Source organism: Pseudomonas sp. GW821-FHT02A08 (assembly GCF_059422045.1).
Genome location: NZ_JBWKWD010000059.1, coordinates 1 through 19,490 on the forward strand (window position 1 = coordinate 1; position 19,490 = coordinate 19,490).

At 62.4% G+C, this 19,490-nt stretch carries 17 protein-coding genes; 6 read left to right on the forward strand and 11 right to left on the reverse strand.

Annotated elements, in window-relative coordinates; genetic code table 11:
• Positions 1-464 precede the first annotated feature (464 nt).
• The 10 genes from AC07W4_RS26650 to AC07W4_RS26695 all read right to left on the reverse strand — a co-directional run bounded on the left by AC07W4_RS26650 (position 465) and on the right by AC07W4_RS26695 (position 12,268).
• Positions 465-1,739 (reverse strand): anaerobic sulfatase maturase, encoded by a 1,275-nt coding sequence (locus tag AC07W4_RS26650; protein ID WP_495034572.1) that lies wholly within the window; start codon positions 1,737-1,739, stop codon positions 465-467.
• Complete coding sequence (locus AC07W4_RS26655; RefSeq protein ID WP_495034573.1) at positions 1,739-2,572, reverse strand: SDR family NAD(P)-dependent oxidoreductase; 834 nt, start codon at positions 2,570-2,572, stop codon at positions 1,739-1,741. The genes AC07W4_RS26650 and AC07W4_RS26655 overlap by 1 nt, the downstream gene beginning before the upstream one ends.
• 26 nt (positions 2,573-2,598) lie before the next feature.
• The gene (locus tag AC07W4_RS26660) at positions 2,599-4,962 is read right to left on the reverse strand and encodes an arylsulfatase (protein WP_495034574.1); all 2,364 of its coding nucleotides are present in this window, start codon (positions 4,960-4,962) and stop codon (positions 2,599-2,601) included.
• A gap of 72 nt (positions 4,963-5,034) precedes the next feature.
• Positions 5,035-5,511, reverse strand: a complete 477-nt coding sequence (locus tag AC07W4_RS26665; RefSeq protein ID WP_007998330.1) for a 2,4'-dihydroxyacetophenone dioxygenase family protein — start codon at positions 5,509-5,511, stop codon at positions 5,035-5,037.
• 120 nt (positions 5,512-5,631) lie between these two features.
• On the reverse strand, positions 5,632-6,033 hold the full coding sequence (locus AC07W4_RS26670) for a hypothetical protein (RefSeq protein ID WP_495034575.1): 402 nt from the start codon (positions 6,031-6,033) through the stop codon (positions 5,632-5,634).
• A gap of 30 nt (positions 6,034-6,063) precedes the next feature.
• The gene (locus AC07W4_RS26675) at positions 6,064-6,858 is read right to left on the reverse strand and encodes an SDR family NAD(P)-dependent oxidoreductase (protein ID WP_495034576.1); all 795 of its coding nucleotides are present in this window, start codon (positions 6,856-6,858) and stop codon (positions 6,064-6,066) included.
• Between the two features lie 32 nt (positions 6,859-6,890).
• Positions 6,891-8,129: a thiolase family protein gene (locus AC07W4_RS26680; RefSeq protein ID WP_495034577.1), complete on the reverse strand. Its 1,239-nt coding sequence runs from the start codon at positions 8,127-8,129 to the stop codon at positions 6,891-6,893.
• Positions 8,130-8,223: 94 nt separating this feature from the next.
• Positions 8,224-9,780, reverse strand: a complete 1,557-nt coding sequence (locus AC07W4_RS26685) for an AMP-binding protein (protein WP_495034578.1) — start codon at positions 9,778-9,780, stop codon at positions 8,224-8,226.
• A 21-nt stretch (positions 9,781-9,801) separates the two neighbouring features.
• Positions 9,802-10,935: a saccharopine dehydrogenase family protein gene (locus tag AC07W4_RS26690; protein WP_495034579.1), complete on the reverse strand. Its 1,134-nt coding sequence runs from the start codon at positions 10,933-10,935 to the stop codon at positions 9,802-9,804.
• A 49-nt stretch (positions 10,936-10,984) separates the two neighbouring features.
• Entirely contained in the window at positions 10,985-12,268 is a 1,284-nt protein-coding gene (locus AC07W4_RS26695; protein WP_495034580.1) for an acyl-CoA dehydrogenase family protein, read from the reverse strand.
• 148 nt (positions 12,269-12,416) lie between these two features.
• Here AC07W4_RS26695 and AC07W4_RS26700 point away from each other — a divergent pair, with 148 nt between their 5' ends.
• On the forward strand, positions 12,417-13,280 hold the full coding sequence (locus tag AC07W4_RS26700; protein WP_495034581.1) for a helix-turn-helix domain-containing protein: 864 nt from the start codon (positions 12,417-12,419) through the stop codon (positions 13,278-13,280).
• A gap of 6 nt (positions 13,281-13,286) precedes the next feature.
• Here the strand turns inward: AC07W4_RS26700 and AC07W4_RS26705 are convergent, their stop codons facing one another.
• Positions 13,287-13,454, reverse strand: a complete 168-nt coding sequence (locus AC07W4_RS26705; RefSeq protein WP_495034582.1) for a hypothetical protein — start codon at positions 13,452-13,454, stop codon at positions 13,287-13,289.
• A gap of 561 nt (positions 13,455-14,015) precedes the next feature.
• On the opposite strand from AC07W4_RS26705, the gene ltnD reads away from it, so the two are divergent.
• The 5 genes from ltnD to otnI all read left to right on the forward strand — a co-directional run bounded on the left by ltnD (position 14,016) and on the right by otnI (position 19,331).
• Complete coding sequence (ltnD, locus tag AC07W4_RS26710) at positions 14,016-14,921, forward strand: L-threonate dehydrogenase (RefSeq protein WP_495034583.1); 906 nt, start codon at positions 14,016-14,018, stop codon at positions 14,919-14,921.
• A gap of 10 nt (positions 14,922-14,931) precedes the next feature.
• Positions 14,932-16,230: a 3-oxo-tetronate kinase gene (gene otnK / locus AC07W4_RS26715; RefSeq protein WP_495034584.1), complete on the forward strand. Its 1,299-nt coding sequence runs from the start codon at positions 14,932-14,934 to the stop codon at positions 16,228-16,230.
• 8 nt (positions 16,231-16,238) lie between these two features.
• Positions 16,239-16,877, forward strand: a complete 639-nt coding sequence (gene otnC, locus AC07W4_RS26720) for a 3-oxo-tetronate 4-phosphate decarboxylase (RefSeq protein ID WP_495034585.1) — start codon at positions 16,239-16,241, stop codon at positions 16,875-16,877.
• A 189-nt stretch (positions 16,878-17,066) separates the two neighbouring features.
• Entirely contained in the window at positions 17,067-18,527 is a 1,461-nt protein-coding gene (locus AC07W4_RS26725; protein WP_495034586.1) for a GntT/GntP/DsdX family permease, read from the forward strand.
• Between the two features lie 21 nt (positions 18,528-18,548).
• On the forward strand, positions 18,549-19,331 hold the full coding sequence (otnI, locus tag AC07W4_RS26730; protein WP_008053140.1) for a 2-oxo-tetronate isomerase: 783 nt from the start codon (positions 18,549-18,551) through the stop codon (positions 19,329-19,331).
• Positions 19,332-19,490: the final 159 nt, after the last annotated feature.

Sequence of the window (19,490 nt, forward strand, 5' to 3'; positions counted from 1 at the left end):
CTGACACCCTGCGGTGCTCTCAGGTTTTTCGCGAGCAAGCTCGCTCCTACAGAGCCCGCCGCCATCGGCCATCCATGCCGGGTTGCCCACTGCGCAGAACCGGAACGAAGCCTCTCGAGGGGGCAAGAAGATCAAAAGCCAAAGCAAAAGCCAAAACGAGGCGGCCTGATAGCCGACCTGATTGCGGGGCCTGTCTGCGATCACAAAGTAGGAGCGAGCCTGCTCGCGAAGGCGATTTAACTGTTGAGGTGATTTCGCGGGTGCCCCTGATCCCCTGTGGGAGCGGGCTTGCTCGCGAAGGCTGAGTGTCAGGCGACATATGTTTTGAGGATGCACATATCCATACCTGCGGTAACCGCCGGTGGCTATTACCGTAGAAATGGATATGTACTCAGTCAATAAATCCCGGGTCGCCTGTCAGGTCGCCTTCGCGGGCAAGCTCGCTCCCACAGAACCCCAGCCCATTATCGCGCGGGCTTGAGCGGCACGATCAGCGGCCCGTCAAAGGCCTGCATGATCAGCGAAGCGGGCTGGCCATGGCTGATCAGCTGGGCCATGGCGTTCATGTAGGGCGTCAGGTGGCGGAAGTATTTCTTGTAGGCGGGGCACAGGTAGTTCAGTCCGGGCTCGCCGTTGGGCGCGGTCATGAACCGGTTTTTCGGGCATTCGCCGTGGCAGGCGAAGCGGTAGTCGCATTGCCGGCACAAGGTCGGCAACGTGGTTTCCTTGGCCGCGCCGAACGCCTGCTGGGCCGGGGAGGCGAGCAGGGCGGCCGGGTCATCTTCATTGAGATTGCCCAGGCGATACTCCGGGTACATGAAGTGGTCGCAGGAGTAGACACTGCCGTCATGTTCGACGATCGCTGCCTTGCCGCAGCGCGGGCTGAACAGGCACACCGAAGGCGCCAGCTGACACCAGGCCGCCAGGGCCCATTCGAAGTTCATTACATGGATGTCGCCGACGTCGTGGCGTACCCATTCGTTGAAGATGGCGATGAGAAAATCGCCATAGCGCTCGGGTTCGACACTCTGGGCCGTGACCACCCCGGGGTCGTCCATGGCGTGCAGGCGCAGTTCCGGCGGAGTGGCGAAGCTCAGGCCCTGATTGACGTCCGCTGCGCCCGGAAGGCGTTCGACCACCGGGTTGAACTGGATATGCCGCACACCCTGGGCCTTGAGAAAACCATAGATTTCCAGCGGGTGGTTCGCCACGTCGCGGGCCACGGTAACCAGCACGTTGAACTGCACCCCGTGTTTCTTCAGCAGGTCCAGGCCAGCCATGACTGCATCGAAGCTGGAGCGGCCACGCTTGTCCGGTCGGTAGAGGTCGTGGACTTCACGCGGCCCGTCGAGGCTCAGGCCGACCATGAAACCCTCGCGGGCGAGGAAGGCACACCACTCGTCATCGAGCAGGGTGCCGTTGGTTTGCAGGGTATTGCGGATGACTTTGCCAGCGCCAAACTCGCGCTGGCAGGCCACCGCCCGCTGGAAAAAATCCAGGCCCAGCAAGGTCGGCTCGCCGCCTTGCCAGGTGAACTCCACTTCGGGGCTGGGTTGCGCGTCGATGTAACCCTGGATGTACGCGCGCAACACCTCGTCGGACATGCGAAAGCGTTCTCTGGGCGGGTACAACTGCTCCTTTTCCAGGTAGAAGCAGTAGCTGCAATCGAGGTTGCAGATGGGGCCGACCGGCTTGGCCATCAAGTGCAACCCTTGCACGACGGGAGAAGCGCTCGCCATCAGAGAAACCCGACCTTGCGCGCATCGTTCAGCACGAAGCGGCGCAACATGCCCAGGGACAGGCGACGGAGGTGGAACAGCACCTTCGCAAAGGGGCCGACCAGCAACAGGTCCTGGCTCTTTTGCACGGCGCGGACCATGCCTTCGGCGACCACCTCAGGCCCGCAGCCCTTGGTCTGATAGTACTTATGCAGTCGCGTGAGCTGGGCTTCGTCGACCGAGGGAGAGACGTTGTTGCGGGCATGGGTGATCGGCGTATTGATGATGCCGGGACAGACCGTGGTCACGCAGATATCGCTGTCGGCCAACTCCATCTTCAGTACTTCGTTGAACCCGAACACCGCATGCTTGGAGGCGGCATAAGCCGCCATCGTCGGCGACGGATACAGACCGGCCGCCGACGCCACGTTGAGCACATGGCGCGGACCGCCGGCCTTGAGCATCTGCGGGATGAAGTGATAGCAGCCATGCACCACCCCCATCACGTTGATGTCCAGCACCCGCTGCCAGTGGGCCAGGTCGCTTTGCAGGAACTGGCCCAGGTAACCGATGCCGGCGTTGTTGATCAGCACGTCGAGCGCCCCGAGCGAGGCATGGAGCTTATCGGCCAGTTCCCGCACGGCTTCGCTGCTGGAGACATCGAGCTGATGGATGGAGCAGCGGGAACCGAGGGCTTCGACGTCCATTTGCACCTGCCTGAGCGCAACGAGATTGATGTCGGTGGCAATGATCCGGGCGCCACGGCGGGCGAATGCCAGCGCCGCGGCGCGACCGATGCCGGAAGCGGCGCCAGTGATCAGGACGTTCTTGTTTTTAAGTTCGGTGGTGGCCATGGGTATCTCCTGGGCAGGGCAAGGGTTCAGGGCAAGTAAGCGACATGCACGTCGTCGACCTTGCCGTTGAAGGCGAACGGCGCGCGGTCGAAGTAATCCAGGGCAACCGGCGAGCCGAGGTCCTGGGCCACGTCAAAGGTTTCGCTGGCGGTGAAGGTGAATGCCGGGGTGAACGGCGTCACGCCGCTGGCGACTTCCTGCCCCCCCAGGCGCAGGCTGAGGTTGGCCGGCGCGCCCAGTTTGGTCGTACTCATCCGGGTCAACACTTCGATGCTGGCTTTACCGGCCGGTACGCGTTCGGTCGAGCGCAGCTTGACCCGGGCAATAGCCAATGCGTTGTACTCGTAGACCAGAAAACCATCGTCCAGGTACAGGCTGACACCGCCACCGATCCCGCCCATGGCATACAGCACGCCACTGGCCTTGGCCGGCACTTCGGCCGTCACCAGTACCCGGTTGTTGCGGCTGCGCAGGTTGGGGGCGGTGAATTCCGGGAAGCGCTGGGTGCGATCGCTGAAATTCCATTCATGTTTGTCGGTACCCGGGCGTACATCCGGGTTCATGAAGGGAAACAGACCGGCGCCGATCGGGTAGACGTGGTTGGCCTTGGCCTGGGTATCGAACTCGGCCTTCAACTCAGCCAGTTTTTCCGGGTGGCTGGCCGCCACGTCCGTGGCTTGTGAATAGTCGTTGCCAAGGTCATACAGCGCCCACTGGTCGTTGTCCGGGTTCCAGCCCATGAACTGGGCAAAACCTTGCACCCAGGGTTTGCGCGGGCCGAATACCGAGGCGATCCAGCCGTCCTTGTAGATGCCACGGCTGCCGAGCACTTCGAAATACTGCGGGGGCTTGCGCGACTTCGCATCGGCATCGGCAAAGGTGTAGCGCAGGCTGACGCCGTCCATTGGGTCCTGCTCGACGCCGTTGACCACCTTGGGGGTGCTGATGTCGAGGAGGTCGTAGACCGTCGGGACAATGTCGTTGACGTGGTGAAACTGCCCGCGGACCTTGGCATCGGCCTTGATCTGTCTGGGCCAGGAGACCGCCATCGGCGTGCGCGTGCCGCCGAAGTAGCCCGCCACCAGTTTGGTCCCTATAAAGGGTCCTGAACCCGCCCAGGCCCAGGCGGCGTTGTACATGCTCTCAAGTTTCGGGCCGCCGAGGGCCGACAGGCCGCCGTAGCTGCCATTGAGCACCTTGAGCTGTTGCTCCTTGGGCACCGGAATGCCGTTCTGCGCCAGCAGTTCGTTGATGGTGCCTTCCATGCCTTCGGCCGAGGCACCGTTGTCACCCAGGACGTAGAAGATCAGGGTGTTGTCGCGTTTACCTTCGAGCTCCAGCTCGTCGAGGATCTTCCCGGCCTGGGTATCGGCATGCTCGAGGAAGCCTGCGTAAACCTCCATCAGGCGCGCCTGGTATTGCTTTTGCCCGGCGTCGAGGCTATCCCAGGCCGGCAGTTCGGCGGGGCGCGGGGTCAGCTTGGCATCCTTGGGGATGAAGCCCATGGCTTTCTGGCGGGCGAAGGTCTGCTCGCGATACGCATCCCAGCCACTGTCGAACTTGCCCTTGTACTTGTCGGCCCATTGGGCGTTGACCTGGTGCGGGCCGTGCACGGCACCGGGGGCCCAGTACATGAAAAAGGGTTTGTCCGGGGCGTAAGTCTTGTGGTCCTGCAGCCAGTTCACCGCGCGATTGGCCAAGTCTTCGCTGAGGTGGTACTTGGGGTCGCGAGGCGGTTCGATCGGTGTGGTGTTGCGGTACAGGCGCGGCTCGTACTGGGAGGTTTCCCCGGCCATGAAGCCATAGAAGTGTTCAAAGCCATAGCCGGTCGGCCAGCTGTCGAACGGCCCGGCAGCGGTGGTTTCCGACGTCGGTGTGTTGTGCCATTTGCCGAAGGCGGCGGTGCTGTAGCCGTATTGCTTGAGCACTTCGGCCATGGTCGCCGAACTCTTGGGAATCTTGCCGGTGTAGCCGTCCCAATCGGTGGCCAGCTCGGCGATCACGCCATTGCCGACCCGGTGGTGATTGCGTCCGGTCAACAGGGCGGCACGGGTGGCCGAGCTGATGGCGGTGGTATGGAAGGCGTTGTAACGCACACCGCTGTCGGCCACCCGGCTCAGGGTCGGGGTGTGGATGGCGCCGCCAACCGTGTCGGCCTGGGCGAAGCCGGCGTCATCGAGCATGATCACCAGGATATTCGGGGCATCGGCCGGCACATGTGACTGAGCCTGGCGTTTCTGATGATGGGAATCCTGCAAGGTCGGCCCGGCGGTGCTGGCCGAAGGCGTCGGCGCGAAGGGCAGGGTGTCCTGGGCGCAGGCGACGGAGCTCGCCAGCAGCATGCTCACCTTCAGCGTGAAATGCCCGGTGCGCGCAAACTTCTGAATCATGGAAGACTCCTGTTCTTGTTGTTGGCGGAGTGAGTGGGGCGCCCCCCCTCGGGGAGGGGCGCCGGGCGTCGGTCAGACCGAGAAACTGGTGATGTCCTTGGGCTGGATATCGTTGGCCTCGCAGTAGGCCAGGTAGCGCTGCACGCTGGTCTTCCAGTTCTCGATGGCGACGATGTTGTCGTTTTCGTCCATGTACATGAGATCGCCCAGGGTGACGTTGAAGGTGATCACCTCGTCGCCGTGCTCGGGCAGGCCGATGGGCGTATGGCTGGTGGCGGCAGTCTCGAACACCACACCACCTTCGGTGGAGATCCAGTCGTGCTCGAGGTACTTCCAGCCACCCTTGATGGTGTAGACGATCACGGTGCCGGAGTGGTGGTGCTTGGGAAGGGTCATGCTGGCGGGTGCCTTGAGCAGGGTAATGACCTCGCCGCGCACCGGATCGCATTTGATGTACTTGATGAACACCTCGTCGTTGTAAGGCGCGAAAGGCACCCAGGGCAGGTCGTCGGCGTTGATGGCGGCGGTATCGATGCTTTCGTACAGCATGGTGGTGCTCCTCGGATGGGCCGTTGGCGGCAGGTGGATGTTCTGGGTGGCATCGTGCGGGAGCGGGCAGAAATTACCCCCCCGGCGACGAGGGGGGTGGGCGATGCGCATGGTATTGAATCAGTGCAATTGCGCGAGGGCTTGCGCCGAACGGGTGCTGCTCAGGTAGCGCCAGAACAGCAGGGCAAAGACGATGTCGCTCGCCGCCAGTGCCGGCAGTGGCCAAGGAATGGTACCCGCCAGCCAGTGGCTGATGATGACCGCGACCACGAGGATCTTCAGCGCGATCCCCAGCACGATGTAGGGGCGATAGCGCACCGGATCGCGGCTGATCATCCAGTAGGCCCAGCCGAACATCAGCACCACGATCATGGTGATCTGGATGAACAGGCCCGCGGTCGGGGTCATCTGCAAGCCCATCAACTGGGCCACCGGCTGCGTGGCCACCAGCAAGGGCAGGCCCGCCAGGATGTTGAAGCCGGCGGCGATGCTGAACAGGGTGCGGGCGTAAGCGTTGGACATGAAGTATTCCTCAATAGGGTCAGACAAGGATCAGCCCAGCAGCCTGAGCAGAGCGGGGTAGCTGTTGGGGAACAATCGGCTCAGCCAGAACAGGGTGCTGGATTTGTTGCCGGTGATGACCCGGCGGCTGCCGTGGCGCATGCCGTGGATGATGTCGGCGGCGCAGTCGGCGGGCGGGGTCTGCAGCATCTTGTCGGCCAGGCGGGCGAACTTCGCTTCCTCCTCGCCTGCGGCCTTGCAGCGCCGGCCGGCCCGTTCGATGTTGGTCTTGATGCCGCCGGGGTGGACGCTGATGGCGCGCACGCCGCTGCCCCTGAGTTCGGCCCAGAGACATTCGGTCAGGCCGCGCACGGCGAACTTCGACATGTTGTAGGCGCTTTGCGTGGGGAAGCTGAGCAGGCCGAACACGCTGGAAATGTTGACGATGCAGCCTTCACGCTGGGACAGCATCTTCGGCAGGAAGGCCTTGGTGCCGTACAGCACGCCCCACAGGTTGATGCCCAGTTGCCACTCGAACTCTTCGATGCTGGTGTTGGCCACGGTGCCGATCACCGTGGCGCCGGCATTGTTGATGACGTAGTGAACCGTGCCGAAATCGCGCATGACCTCTTCGGCGTGGTTCTGGAATGCCGACCAGGACGAAACATCCAGCGTGTAGCCCCGGGCCTGGCTGGCTTCAGGGAGCAGGCCCAGGGTGGCATCGAGGCTCGAACGGTCGATATCCGAGAGCGCCAGCAGCGCTCCCTCCCGGGCCAGTTGCACAGCCAGTTCGCGGCCAATACCGGAGCCGGCGCCGCTGATCACCACTACTTTGTTATTGAACATCTTGGCTACCTCTTTTTTGGCAGGGGGGGCGGTTACTTGCTCAGAATGTGAATCGCCACCGCCGCTTCTTCGACGCCCTGCAGGCCGCCGCCGTTTTCCTGAATGGCATGCCGCGCGCCTTCGACCTGGCGCTTGCCGGCTTCGCCGCGCAACTGGGTCACCAGTTCATAGAGCTGACCGATGCCGGTGGCGCCCAGCGGATGGCCCTTGGATTCGAGACCGCCGGAGGTGTTGACCGGAAGCCGCCCGCCCAGGGTGAACTCGCCACGTTCGGCGGCCGGGCCGCCTTCGCCGGGGGCGACGAAGCCGAGGTTCTCCACCTGGATGATTTCGCCCATGGCCGAGGCGTCGTGCACTTCGGCCACGTGCATGTCCCGGGGGCCCAGGCCGGCCTGTTCATAGGCCATTTTGGCGGCCAGGCGCCCGACGTGGAGCTCGGGCTGATCGAGGCGGCGGTTGCTGAAACTGCGGATGACGCTGGCCGCGACCTTGATGCAACGGGTCTTGTCGGCGCCGATGCGCTTGAGGCCTTCCTCGGTGCAGAGAATGGCGGCGGCAGCGCCGTCGGACAGTGGGGCGCACATCGGCAAGGTGATCGGATAGGTGATGGGCGGCGCCGCCAGGATCTCTTCGATGCTGAAAGGCCGGCGGAACTGCGAGTAAGGGTTGTGCACCGAGTGGGTATGGTTCTTCGCCGACACCGCGGCAATCTGCCGTTGCGTGGTGCCATAGGTACTCATGTGGTGCCGGCACATCGCAGCGTAGATGGCCATGAACTTGCTGTAGGGCTTGTCCGATTCGCTGCCTTCGGGTACTTCGACCCCTTCGCCCATTTGCACCAGGGTCTGATAGTTCTGCTCGGCGCGGGAGATGTCCCAGCCGGCCTCGAAAATCGAGAGGGCCTTGAGCTTGTCGGCGATGTTCATCTTCTCGGCACCGATCGCCAGCGCCACGTCGGTGGTGCCGGCCTTGAGGCTCTGCACGGCCAGATTGAAGGCGGCACTGCCCGAGGCGCAGGCGTTTTCGATGTTATAGATGGGGATGCCTTCGATGCCGACCTTGCTCAGTACGACCTGGCCGGGAATGGCGATCTGGCCTTGCAGCGGGCCATTGGTCATGCCGGCATAAAAGGCGATGCCCAGGTCCTCGGTGCGGCACCCGGCATCCTGCAATGCGCCATTGAGCGCTTCGCGCGCCAGGTCATCGAGGCTGCGTTCGAGGTGTCGGCCGAAGACGGTCATGGCGATGCCGGCGATATAGACGGTGCTCATGAAAATTCCTTGTGATGAGTCAGGCGAAGCAAGCTGGGGCCCGGGGCCTGCGCCGGACGAAGTCGCCGATGCAGGCCAGGGCCGGTTACAGGCGTCAGATCTTTCGATCCAGGTTTTGCCAATAGGGCTGGCGCAGGTCTTTCTTCAAGACCTTACCCACCGGGCTGCGCGGCAGGCTGTCGACGAAGTCGACCGACTTGGGCGCCATGACGTGGCCCAGCCTTTCCTTGCACAAATCGATCAGTGCCTGGGCGCTGACGCTCTGACCGGGGTTAAGCTCGATCACAGCCTTGACCGCTTCACCCCATTTCTCGTCCGGAACGCCGATCACCGCGCAGTCCTGTACCGCCGGATGGCTCCACAGCACTTGCTCGACTTCGCTGGGGTACACGTTGAAGCCGCCGGAAATGATCATGTCCTTCTTGCGGTCGGTCAGGTGCAAGTAGCCTTCGGTGTCGATGTGGCCGATGTCGCCGGTGTGCAGCCAGCCGTCGATGAGAGTTTCGGCGGTCTTGTCCGGCTGCTTGTAGTAGCCCTTCATGACCAGGTCGCCGCGCACGCAGATCTCGCCGGTGGCACCGCGTGGCAGGATCCGCTGGTCATCGTCCATCACCTCTACGCGGATCAGCGGGTAAGGACGGCCGACCGATGACAGGCGCTCGTCGCCGGCCGGTTTGCCGTCGACAAGGTGCTCGTCGGGGCGCAGGAAGGCGATGCTGGCCGGCGCTTCGGTCTGGCCGTAACCGCCGGCCATGATCGGGCCGAACACCTCAATGGCCTTTTTCAGTTTCTGCACTGACATGGGGGCTGCGCCGTACATCAGGTACTTGACCGAGGACAGGTCGATCGTCTCGATGCCGGGCATTTCCAGCAGCTTGTAGATCACCGTCGGCGGCAGGAAAAACTCGGTGACCTTGTGCTGCACGATGGCGCCGAGCATCACCGCCGGGTCGGGCCTGGTCACCACCACCACGGTGCCGCCCTGGGCGGTGCACGGCACGGCCAGCATGCCTGCGGTGTGGGTCATGGGCGCGGCGGCCAGGTTCACCGGTGTCTCGCCATTGCGGTAGGTGCAAGCCAGCATGAAGTGGGCGATGAAGGTCTGCGTACTGCGGTGCGTATTCATCACCCCCTTGGGCATGCCGGTGGTGCCGCCCGTGGGCGAGAGCATGATCACGTCGTCCATGTCGTAGCTGACTTCAGGACGGGTCGAGGGCTGCTCCGCGCTCCAGCGTTCCAGCGACGGCGCATCGCGACCTTCGGCATCGATGCAGACCCAGTGCCGGATCTTCGGCAGCGACGGACGCAGGTCGTCGATGATCGCGGCGAACTCGTCCTGGTAGAACATCACCTCGCAATCGAAGGCATCGAGAATGTAGTGGTTCTCTTGTGCCGAGTTGCGCGCATTGACCGGTATCCAGGTCATGTTGGCGCGCCACAGGCCCAGGGTGCAGGCCCAGGCGGTGACGTCGTTGGCCGACCACACCGCGCCCTTGGTTTCTTTGGGCAAGCCCAGGGCCAGCAGGGTGTTGGCGATGCGACAGGACAACGCACCGACTTCCTCGAAGGTGTAGGACCGCGCGCCCTGGATATAGGCGATGCCGTCCGGGTTCAAACCCCAGCCGCGGTCGTAGAAATCAATGATGGCCATGAAGGGCTCCCGTGCCGTCGATCAGAGCTTGGTGACCGTGGCTCGTGCCAGGCCGCGCTCTTCCAGGAAGCCCAGCAGGTAGCGATGCCCGAACGCCTTGGAGCCGGAAGCGAAGCCGACCTTGTCGGTTTCGCCATCGATCAGCTTGATCGCGGCGGCAACCTGCAAGGCTCCGGTGGCGATGTAGGCGGTGGTGCCATGCACGGTGGCACGCACGGCCGACAGTTGACCCCGGCCGATGGCGGTGTCGACCATGCGCACGGTGGTGGTGCGCTCGCGCGGTGGCATGCTCGGCGTCGTCGACTGAACGATCTGCTTGAGCACTTCATCCTGATGCTCTGCCGGCAGGTGTTTGTATTCGGCGTCCCACTTCTGCCCCAGGCCATGCACCATCTTCATCACGTCGTTGTCGTAGAAGCCGACGCAGGAAATACAGGAGCGCACGCGCGGGTCGTTCTCGAAATACACCGGCAATGAGGTGCCGCCCCATGGCAGGGCGAAGACCGGTTGCAGGAACTCGGGCGAAGGAATGCTGAAGGCGGTGCCGACGGCGTGCGGGACCAGTTTCTTCTCCCACAGGTAGCATTGCTCGGCGCGGTACATCTCGAAGATGGAGGCGGTCGAGCCCACGGTCACACCGGCACCGACACCGCGCGGGCCACGGCACAGGGTCGAGGTTTCCAGGGCGTCGATGCCTGGCGTTTCCAGCGCCAGTTCGGCGGCGATTTCCGCGTAGGTGAACATGTAAGACAACGATGGCGAGACCAGCAGGCCGGCCTGGGCATAGAGCTTGCCGAACTTCTCCCGCACTTCGCGCATGTAGCTTTGCTCACCGGTGGTATCCAGGTGATGGCAGCCGGCCTTGAGCGCGGCTTCGACGGTGGTCAGGCCGAATTTGACGAACGGGCCGACGGTGTTGCAGACCACCTTGGCGCCACGGAACGCCTCGGTCAGTGCCTCGACCGTGTGTTCGGCTTCGATGACTTCATAGGTGGCCGACTCCAGTCGCACCACGCGCTGGGCCATCATTTCGTGCACGCGTCCGGCATTGCGTGCCACGGCGGTGAAAGGGATGTTCTGGTCGATCAGCCAGTCCATGGTGAGCATGCCGGTGTAGCCGCTGGCGCCATACACAACGACGGGATATTTAGCCATTTTCATTTCTCTCTTGTTTTTAAAAGGTTGGGGGGGGGGATAGCCGGGGTCAGTGCTGCGACCAGCCTTCGGCATAAAGCTGTTGGCACAGCAGGCCAACACGCATCGTGATGATGGAGTTCTCGCCGTCTTCGATCAGGGCGGCGCGGGCATCGCGGAAAATCTTTTCGATCGGGTATTCGCGGGAAGTACCGGCACCGCCGAACAGCTGCAGCGCTTCATTGGCGACCTTCATGCAGGCCTCAGTGACGGTCACCTTGGCCGACGCCGTGGCATAGGGATGGCTCAGCGGCGAAAGGCGGGCGAACGCCAGGGAGCGTCGGGCCACCGCGCGTGCCAGTTCGACCTGACGCAGCATGTCACCCAGTCGATAGCGTGTGAGCTGATGGTCGATCAGCAACTGACCGCCCTGTTTGCGTTCATGGCAGTACTGCAGGGCCATTTCGAACGCCGCGCGCGCCACCCCGGTGAACACCTGGGACATGTGCGTACCGGCGTAGGACCAGGCCGAGGACTGGTTGCCGTAGTATTGATCCTTGCCGGCGATGGCGAAGCGCGCCGGTATTTTCACGTTGTCGAAATAGACTTCGCCCTGGGGCAGCGAGCGCTGGCCGATCTTGTCCAGCGGCTTGCCGCGCGATACGCCGGGCAGGTCCAGGGGGACGATCACGGCAACGCCGTTGGGGCGGCCGTCGGCGTCGAAAAAACCGTCGCCATAGTCTGCTGTGATGTAGGCCAGTGCCACCTGCGCCACGGCCCCGTTGGAGACCCAGGCCGAGCACTGGCCGTTGAGGACGATCTCGTCCTTGCCGACTCTGGCCGTGAGGGTGCCCTTGTTGCCGGACTGGCCGTGGGGCCATTCGCGCTTCATGTCATAGACCATGATGTCGCTGCCCTTGTCCGGATGAGTGATCATCCAGCAGCCGATCTTGCCCTGGCACAGTTCCACCAGCTCCTGATTGCCCACGGCCTTTGCCATGCGCAGCGGGAAGCCGGCTACCGCCAGGGAAACGGCCAGGCCGGCATCACCCCAGCCCATTTCCTCACCAATCAGCGACTCCAGGCGCACGGCGGTTTCGGCGGGAAACTGCGTCAGCAGTTCCGGATCAAGACCCAGCTGTGCCGCTTGGGCAAACACCGACCAAAAGGGCGAGCCGGGCGCGCAGACATCGGCCGCTTCCATCTTGTCGAGGGCCTGGCCGACCGGGCGCAGCACATTCCTGGCGAACTGATGCACCGATTGCTGGATGGCCGCTTCTTCTTCGCTCAATGGCGTTTCAAAACCAGTCAGGCCAACGGCGGGCAACTGCAAGGTGTCATGTAATGTGATCATTGGCGCTTGCTCATCCGGGGAAGGAACGAACCCACGCTATCGACCGCGTGGGGGCTGGAACATGGACGCCATGATTGTTCTTCCCGGGATCGACAACTCACTGGAAAAGGGGGCATATTTGTCAAAATCTGCTCATCGAGGAGCACCAGTGACGCCACAACAGAAAGTCCATGAAGTGTTGGGACTGCCCATGGTCAGTGGCCCGGTGTGCAACCAGATGCCGCTGTATGCCGAGCGCTATTTTCTGCACGAGACAGACCTCGACATGGCCCCGGTGGGGGTCATGACCTTGCTCACTCAATTCGGTGGTTCGCGGGTAGAAGAGGGCACGGACGAGACGTCGCGCCTGAGCACATTGCCCAGCATGTCGATGCTGATGCCGGCCCACTGCGCAACCCATTGGCGCTACTCGGGCAGCGTGGACTTCGCGGTGTTCTACATTCCCGAGCGCAGTGACGGTGTGTTTGGCCGGTTGCTGGAATGCTGTGCCAGGACCCAGGCACCACTGGCCTTCAGCGACGCCCTGGTCAGTGCGGCGGCCCGGCAGCTGCTCGATGAGCTGAATATGGGAAAACAGGCCGACCAGGGCTACATGGCGCGGCTGGCGGCCGTGATGCTCGAACAGGTGTGCCGTGCGCTACGCACGCAGCCCCCGGGCTCGATCAACCCGCCGCACATTCAATTGGCGCGTCTGCAATCGGTGGTGGCTTACATGCGCGAACACCTGGCCGAAGACTTGTCGATCAACCAGTTGGCGACCCGGGCCGGGGTCAGCCCGGCGCATTTTCGCCGGCTGTTCGACAATGCCATGGGCATTGCTCCCCACCGGTATGTGATGCACCTGCGGCTCGAGCACGTGCGTGAACTGCTAATGCAAACCGACCTGCCCATCCTGCACGTAGCGCTGGAGTGCGGTTTCAGTTCACAAAGTCACCTGACAGCCGCCTTCAAGACGGCCCACGGGACCACACCGGCCCAGTTTCGCGCCCGGTCCGGTGTCGGTCGTGGCTGAGGCCAGTCAGTGCAGTGAAGCGAAACTCACCGCAGGCCGGAAGCAGGTGTATTGATGGGACTTGCATGGATCGTCAGGCAGATGACGCGATTGCAGCCAGACTTCTTCGATCGGGGTGACGCTCACCAGCATTGCGGCCAGCGATGCAATGACCCACAGCATTATTATTTTCATAGGCTCACCTGTTCGCGAACGCATAGGGCGGGGCGGATTTGTCAGGAGCTGAAAATATCTGAGCTGAGCGATTGCTCCCCCCCTTGCGTCGGGGGGGGCTCAGCGGAAAGATCGCTTCTCGCGTCGTGGCGGCGGTGGCTGGCCCCATGACCTGCGATCACCTGATCGTGGACCACCAGTCGCGTCGTTCTAGTCCTGTTCCCAGTGTTTCGAGCCCCTCTCACATCACTCAAGACGAGCCACTCTTTGCGGCCCGACTGCTTTTGGCTGCTTGTAATCCGTAGGGAGACCCCATCTCGTTCCTGTGCGGCGAGGCGATGTTAAAAAATGTTATGAATAAAAAATACTTCACATAATCCGATCACTGGTAGATGATCTGCACCAGCCGGTATGACAATCTGATAACACGACAAAAAAGGATGACCGTGATGTTCCGTCCTGAATCACGGCGCCCTTCGGCTGGTTGGTCTGCACGGTGCTGATTCTGTCTGGCTCTATTCACAAAGCGGCCAACGTCTGTGCCTCGCAGGCGGCAGTCGCTGCTTTCCACTGGAGTACCCCATGAATAACAAGAATGTCGGTGTAGTTGGTCTGGGCGCGATGGGCCTGGGCATTGCCCGCTCGTTGTTGCGCAGCGGTTTCAATGTGCATGCCTGTGATGTGCGCACTGCCGTAACAGAGCAGTTCGCCGGGGAGGGTGGTGTGCCTTGCCTGTCACCGTCGCACATGGCCGCTGAGTGCGACGTGATCATCACTGTGGTGGTCAACGCCGAGCAGACCGAGACCGTATTGTTTGGTGAGGGTGGGGCCGTGGCCTCTCTGCGCCCGGGCAGCCTGGTGATCGGTTGCGCCACAGTCGCTCCGACCTACGCCGTGGATCTTGGCCAGCGCCTGGCCGCGCTGGGCCTGCTGTATCTGGATGCACCGATTTCCGGTGGCGCGGCCAAGGCTGCCGCCGGCGAAATGACCATGATGACTTCGGGCCCGGCCGACGCCTACGCCAAGGCTGAGTCGATTCTCGCTGGCATGGCTGGCAAGGTGTATCGCCTGGGTGATGTCCATGGCCTGGGGTCGAAGGTCAAGATCATCAATCAACTGCTGGCCGGGGTACATATTGCCGCTTCTGCCGAAGCCATGGCGCTGGGCCTGCGTGAAGGGGTCGATGCCGATGCGCTGTATGAGGTGATCACCCACAGTGCCGGTAATTCCTGGATGTTCGAAAACCGCGTGCCGCACATTCTCAAGGCTGACTACACGCCGTTGTCCGCCGTGGATATTTTCGTCAAGGACCTGGGCCTGGTGCTGGATACCGCCCGGGCCAGCAAATTCCCGTTGCCGCTGTCGGCCACCGCTCACCAGATGTTCATGCAGGCATCCAGTGCCGGCTTCGGTCGTGAGGACGACTCGGCGGTGATCAAGATTTTCCCGGGCATCGAATTGCCAACCGCCAAGCCTGAGCCTGTTTGAGGAACACCCCATGACTACCTCCACCGCACGCCCGCTGCTGGGCTGCATCGCTGACGATTTCACCGGCGCCACGGACCTTGCCAACATGCTGGTGCGCGGCGGTATGCGCACCGTGCAAAGCATTGGCATTCCGAGCGCGGAAGTGGCGGCCGGGCTTGATGCCGATGCGATCGTCATTGCCCTGAAGTCGCGTACCACGCCGGTCGGCGAAGCAGTCGAGCAGTCCCTCGCTGCGCTGGCCTGGTTGCGCGAGCAAGGTTGCGAGCAAATTTTTTTCAAATACTGCTCGACGTTCGACTCCACCGCGGCCGGCAATATCGGCCAGGTCAGCGAAGCACTGCTGGCCGCACTGGGTAGCGACTTTACCCTTGCGTGCCCGGCGTTCCCCGAAAATGGCCGGACGATCTTTCGCGGCCATCTGTTTGTGCAGGATCAACTGCTCAGCGAATCGGGCATGCAGAACCACCCGCTGACGCCAATGGCCGATGCCAATCTGGTGCGCGTCCTGCAATCGCAGACCCGTCTGAATGTCGGCCTGTTGCGCTACGACACGATCGCCCGGGGCACTGAGCAGGTGCGGGCGCGAATCGCTGAACTGAGGGCTCAAGGCGTCGGCATGGCCATCGCCGATGCCTTGTCGGACAGCGATCTGTACACCCTCGGCGCCGCCTGCGCCGATCTGCCGCTGTTGACGGGTGGTTCGGGGCTGGCCCTGGGCCTGCCGGAAAACTTCCGTCGCGCCGGTAAGTTGCGCGACCTCGACGCCTCGAAACTTCCGGCGGTGTCCGGCGGGGAAGTGGTGTTGGCCGGTAGTGCTTCGATTGCCACCAATGGGCAAGTGGCGGCCTGGCTCGATGCTGGTCGTCCAGCTTTGCGGATTGATCCGTTGGCCTTGGCGGCGGGCAAACCGGTGGTGGCGCAAGCCTTGGCCTTCGCCCGTGATAATGAGCAAACCGTATTGATCTACGCCACCAGTTCACCGCAAGACGTCAAGTTGGTGCAACAGCAACTGGGCGTCGAACAGGCCGGTAGCCTGGTGGAAAGCGCTTTTGGCGAAATCGCCCAAGGCTTGCTCCAGAGCGGCGTGCGCCGCTTCGTGATTGCCGGCGGAGAAACCTCGGGTGCTGTGGTTCAGGCGCTGGGTGTACAGCTGTTGCAGATCGGCGCGCAGATCGATCCGGGTGTACCGGCGACCGTCAGCAGTACCGAGGAACCTTTGGCGCTGGCACTCAAATCGGGCAACTTCGGTGGCCGGGATTTCTTCAGTAAAGCCTTGAACCAACTCGCTCAGGCCGGGGGTGCACAATGAGTTGCGCAATGAGCAACGAGAACGCCCTGCGCGAAGAAATCTGTGAGGTTGGCCGCAGCCTTTACGAGCGCGGATACACCGTCGGCAGCGCCGGCAATATCAGCGCGCGCCTGGATGATGGCTGGTTGATCACGCCAACTGATGTGTGTCTCGGGCGTCTTGATCCGGCAACCATCGCCAAGGTCAATCTGGCGGGTGAATGGGTGTCTGGCGACAAGCCTTCAAAGACCCTGGCGCTGCACCGCCAGGTCTACGACCGCAACCCGAATGTCGGCGGCGTGGTGCATACCCACTCCACCCATCTGGTGGCGTTGACGCTCGCAGGCGTCTGGCAGGCGAACGACATTCTGCCGCCGCTGACGCCGTATCAGGTGATGAAAGTCGGGCATATCCCGTTGATTGCCTACCAGCGACCCGGTTCGCCGAAGGTTGCCGAACAGGTCGCGCTGCTGGCCAACAGCGTTCGCGGCGTGATGCTCGAACGGCTTGGGCCGGTGGTCTGGGAGAGTTCGGTCTCCAGGGCCAGCTACGCCCTGGAAGAGCTCGAGGAAACCGCGCGGCTTTGGTTGATGAGCAATCCCAAGCCTGAACCGCTGGATCAGGTGGCGCTGGACGAACTGCGAACAACCTTTGGTGCGCACTGGTAAAGCGCTGCCATAGCACGACAGATCAACAATGCAGGCTCAGCCCGGGAGACGCACAGCGACTCTTGACGGCCCCGGCTTGCCTTAAAAAACAATAACAACAGGAAATCCAAGCATGACTCACCTTCACTGCGGCAGCTTCAGATCCAGTGGCAGAACTCTTTCATTTACCCGGTGTGGAGGGTTTGTGAAATGAGCCCGTTAATCCTGATGATTACCGCCGGGGCAGGCATCGCGCTGTTGTTGTTCCTGGTGCTCAAGTACAAGTTCCAGCCCTTCGTGGCCTTGATGCTGGTGAGCATTCTGGTGGCGCTGGTGGCCGGTGTTAAACCGGCCGATCTGGTCGCGACCATTGAAGGCGGCATGGGCAAGACCCTGGGTCATATCGCGATCATCATTGCCCTTGGCGCGATGATCGGGCGGATCATCGAGCTTTCCGGCGGTGCCGAGGCGCTGGCCAAGACACTGATTACCCGCTTCGGCAACCGTCGTACGCCCTTGGCGTTGACGATTGCCGGCTTCATGGTCGGGGTACCGGTATTCTTCGAGGTCGGCGTGATCATCCTCATGCCGCTGGCCTATGGTATTGCCCGGCGTGCACGCAAGCCGCTGTTGGTGTTTGCGTTGCCGATGTGTGCTGCGTTGTTGACCGTTCACGCCTTCCTGCCGCCGCACCCGGGTGCAGTGGCCGCTGCCAGCCAATTGGGTGCGGACCTGGGGCGCGTGCTGATGTTCGGTTTGCCGATCACCGCGTTCCTTTGCTTTGTCGGCTACCGCGTGGCCGGGCGCATGACCCGTCGGGCGTACCCGATGACCGACGATATTCGTGCCGAGGTCTATGGCCCGCATGTCACCAACGAGGATCTGGCGGCCTGGTCCAATGGCAATGACATCAGCGCTGAGCGAGCGGCTGAAGCCGTGTCACACATGGGCCTGGAAGAGTCGACCAGCAGCATCGTTTCCAAATTGCCGCCGGCACCGGCACCAGGTTTTGGCCTGATCGTCAGCCTGATCCTGCTGCCCATCATTCTGATTCTGTTGGGGACGCTGTCTACCTCGTTGCTGCCTGCCGAATCGACTCTGCGTGGCATCATGACCGTGCTCGGTGCGCCACTGGTGGCTCTGCTGATCGACACCTTGCTGTGTGCCTGGCTGCTGGGTTCGCGCCGGGGCTGGAGCCGCACTCAGGTATCGGACGTGATCGGTTCGGCGTTGCCCGGTGTAGCCATGGTGATCCTGATTGCCGGCGCCGGTGGCGTGTTCGGCAAGGTGCTGGTGGATACCGGGATCGGCGCCGTGGTCTCCGACATGCTGCGCACCACCGGTCTGCCAGTGCTGGCCCTAGGCTTTCTGCTGACCATGCTGTTGCGCGCGGTGCAGGGCTCGACCACGGTGGCGCTGGTGACCACTGCCGGCATCATCAGCCCGCTGATTGCGACACTCGACCTCACCCCGAACCACATGGCCCTGCTGTGCCTGGCCATGGGCGGTGGCGGGTTGGCCATGTCCCATATCAATGACGCCGGTTACTGGATCTTCACCAAGCTGTCAGGCCTGAACGTGGCTGACGGTCTGCGCACCTGGACAGTGATGACCACTTTGCTCGGTACCTTGGGTTTCTGTATTACCCTGCTGATCTGGCCCTTTGTCTAACCCTTTATCTCAGGAGCTACCATGCCTCGTTTTGCTGCCAACCTCAGCATGCTCTACCCGGAACATGAGTTTCTGGATCGCTTCGCCGCCGCTGCCGCTGACGGCTTCGAAGCGGTGGAGTACCTGTTTCCCTACGACTACAGCGCTGAAGAACTCAAGCAACGCTTGAGCGACAACGGCCTGGTGCAGGCACTGTTCAACGCGCCGCCCGGTGATTGGGCCGCGGGGGAGCGGGGCACGGTGTCGTTGCCCGGCCGGGAGAGTGAATTTCGGAGCGGTTTTGATCGTGCCCTGGATTACGCCGGCGTATTGGGCAATTCACGCATCCATGTCATGGCCGGGCTGTTGCCGTCAGAAAGCGATCGCCCAAGGCATCACGGCGTGTACCTGGAGAACCTCGCCTACGCCACCGCCCGGGCGGCCAAGGCAGGCGTCACCGTATTGCTCGAACCGATCAATACGCGAGACATGCCAGGCTTTTTCCTCAACCGCCAGGATCAGGCTCAGGCCATCTGCAAGGAAGTGGGCGCCAGCAACCTGAAGGTTCAGTTTGACTGCTACCACTGCCAGATCGTCGAGGGTGACCTGGCGACTAAACTGCGTCGGGACTTCGACGGAATCGGCCATATCCAGATCGCCGGCGTGCCGGATCGGCATGAACCGGACCTGGGGGAAGTCAATTATCCCTATCTGTTCGACCTGATCGACCAATTGGGTTATGACGGCTGGGTAGGGTGCGAGTATCGGCCGCGAGGCAATACGTCCGCCGGCTTGCAGTGGTTACGCGACTGGAAAGCGCGTTAAGAAACTTGTAGGAGCAAGCTCGCTCCTACAAATCAGGCCAGGAGCCTAATGCCAGTCAGTTAAGCAATTTCAGCCGCGACATCTTTGTAGCAGCTGCCGAGCCCGCGAGGCTGCGTTCGGCTGCGAAGCAGTCGTAAAATCAGTCATTGCGGTACGTCA

What these genes read in the sequence shown, in the direction of transcription:
- AC07W4_RS26650 (WP_495034572.1), bottom strand. Translation starts at nt 1,739, where the DNA reads ATGGCGAGCGCTTCTCCCGTCGTGCAAGGGTTGCACTTGATGGCCAAG.
- AC07W4_RS26655 (WP_495034573.1), bottom strand. Translation starts at nt 2,572, where the DNA reads ATGGCCACCACCGAACTTAAAAACAAGAACGTCCTGATCACTGGCGCC.
- AC07W4_RS26660 (WP_495034574.1), bottom strand. Translation starts at nt 4,962, where the DNA reads ATGATTCAGAAGTTTGCGCGCACCGGGCATTTCACGCTGAAGGTGAGC.
- AC07W4_RS26665 (WP_007998330.1), bottom strand. Translation starts at nt 5,511, where the DNA reads ATGCTGTACGAAAGCATCGATACCGCCGCCATCAACGCCGACGACCTG.
- AC07W4_RS26670 (WP_495034575.1), bottom strand. Translation starts at nt 6,033, where the DNA reads ATGTCCAACGCTTACGCCCGCACCCTGTTCAGCATCGCCGCCGGCTTC.
- AC07W4_RS26675 (WP_495034576.1), bottom strand. Translation starts at nt 6,858, where the DNA reads ATGTTCAATAACAAAGTAGTGGTGATCAGCGGCGCCGGCTCCGGTATT.
- AC07W4_RS26680 (WP_495034577.1), bottom strand. Translation starts at nt 8,129, where the DNA reads ATGAGCACCGTCTATATCGCCGGCATCGCCATGACCGTCTTCGGCCGA.
- AC07W4_RS26685 (WP_495034578.1), bottom strand. Translation starts at nt 9,780, where the DNA reads ATGGCCATCATTGATTTCTACGACCGCGGCTGGGGTTTGAACCCGGAC.
- AC07W4_RS26690 (WP_495034579.1), bottom strand. Translation starts at nt 10,935, where the DNA reads ATGGCTAAATATCCCGTCGTTGTGTATGGCGCCAGCGGCTACACCGGC.
- AC07W4_RS26695 (WP_495034580.1), bottom strand. Translation starts at nt 12,268, where the DNA reads ATGATCACATTACATGACACCTTGCAGTTGCCCGCCGTTGGCCTGACT.
- AC07W4_RS26705 (WP_495034582.1), bottom strand. Translation starts at nt 13,454, where the DNA reads ATGAAAATAATAATGCTGTGGGTCATTGCATCGCTGGCCGCAATGCTG.
- ltnD (WP_495034583.1), top strand. Translation starts at nt 14,016, where the DNA reads ATGAATAACAAGAATGTCGGTGTAGTTGGTCTGGGCGCGATGGGCCTG.
- otnK (WP_495034584.1), top strand. Translation starts at nt 14,932, where the DNA reads ATGACTACCTCCACCGCACGCCCGCTGCTGGGCTGCATCGCTGACGAT.
- otnC (WP_495034585.1), top strand. Translation starts at nt 16,239, where the DNA reads ATGAGCAACGAGAACGCCCTGCGCGAAGAAATCTGTGAGGTTGGCCGC.
- AC07W4_RS26725 (WP_495034586.1), top strand. Translation starts at nt 17,067, where the DNA reads ATGAGCCCGTTAATCCTGATGATTACCGCCGGGGCAGGCATCGCGCTG.
- otnI (WP_008053140.1), top strand. Translation starts at nt 18,549, where the DNA reads ATGCCTCGTTTTGCTGCCAACCTCAGCATGCTCTACCCGGAACATGAG.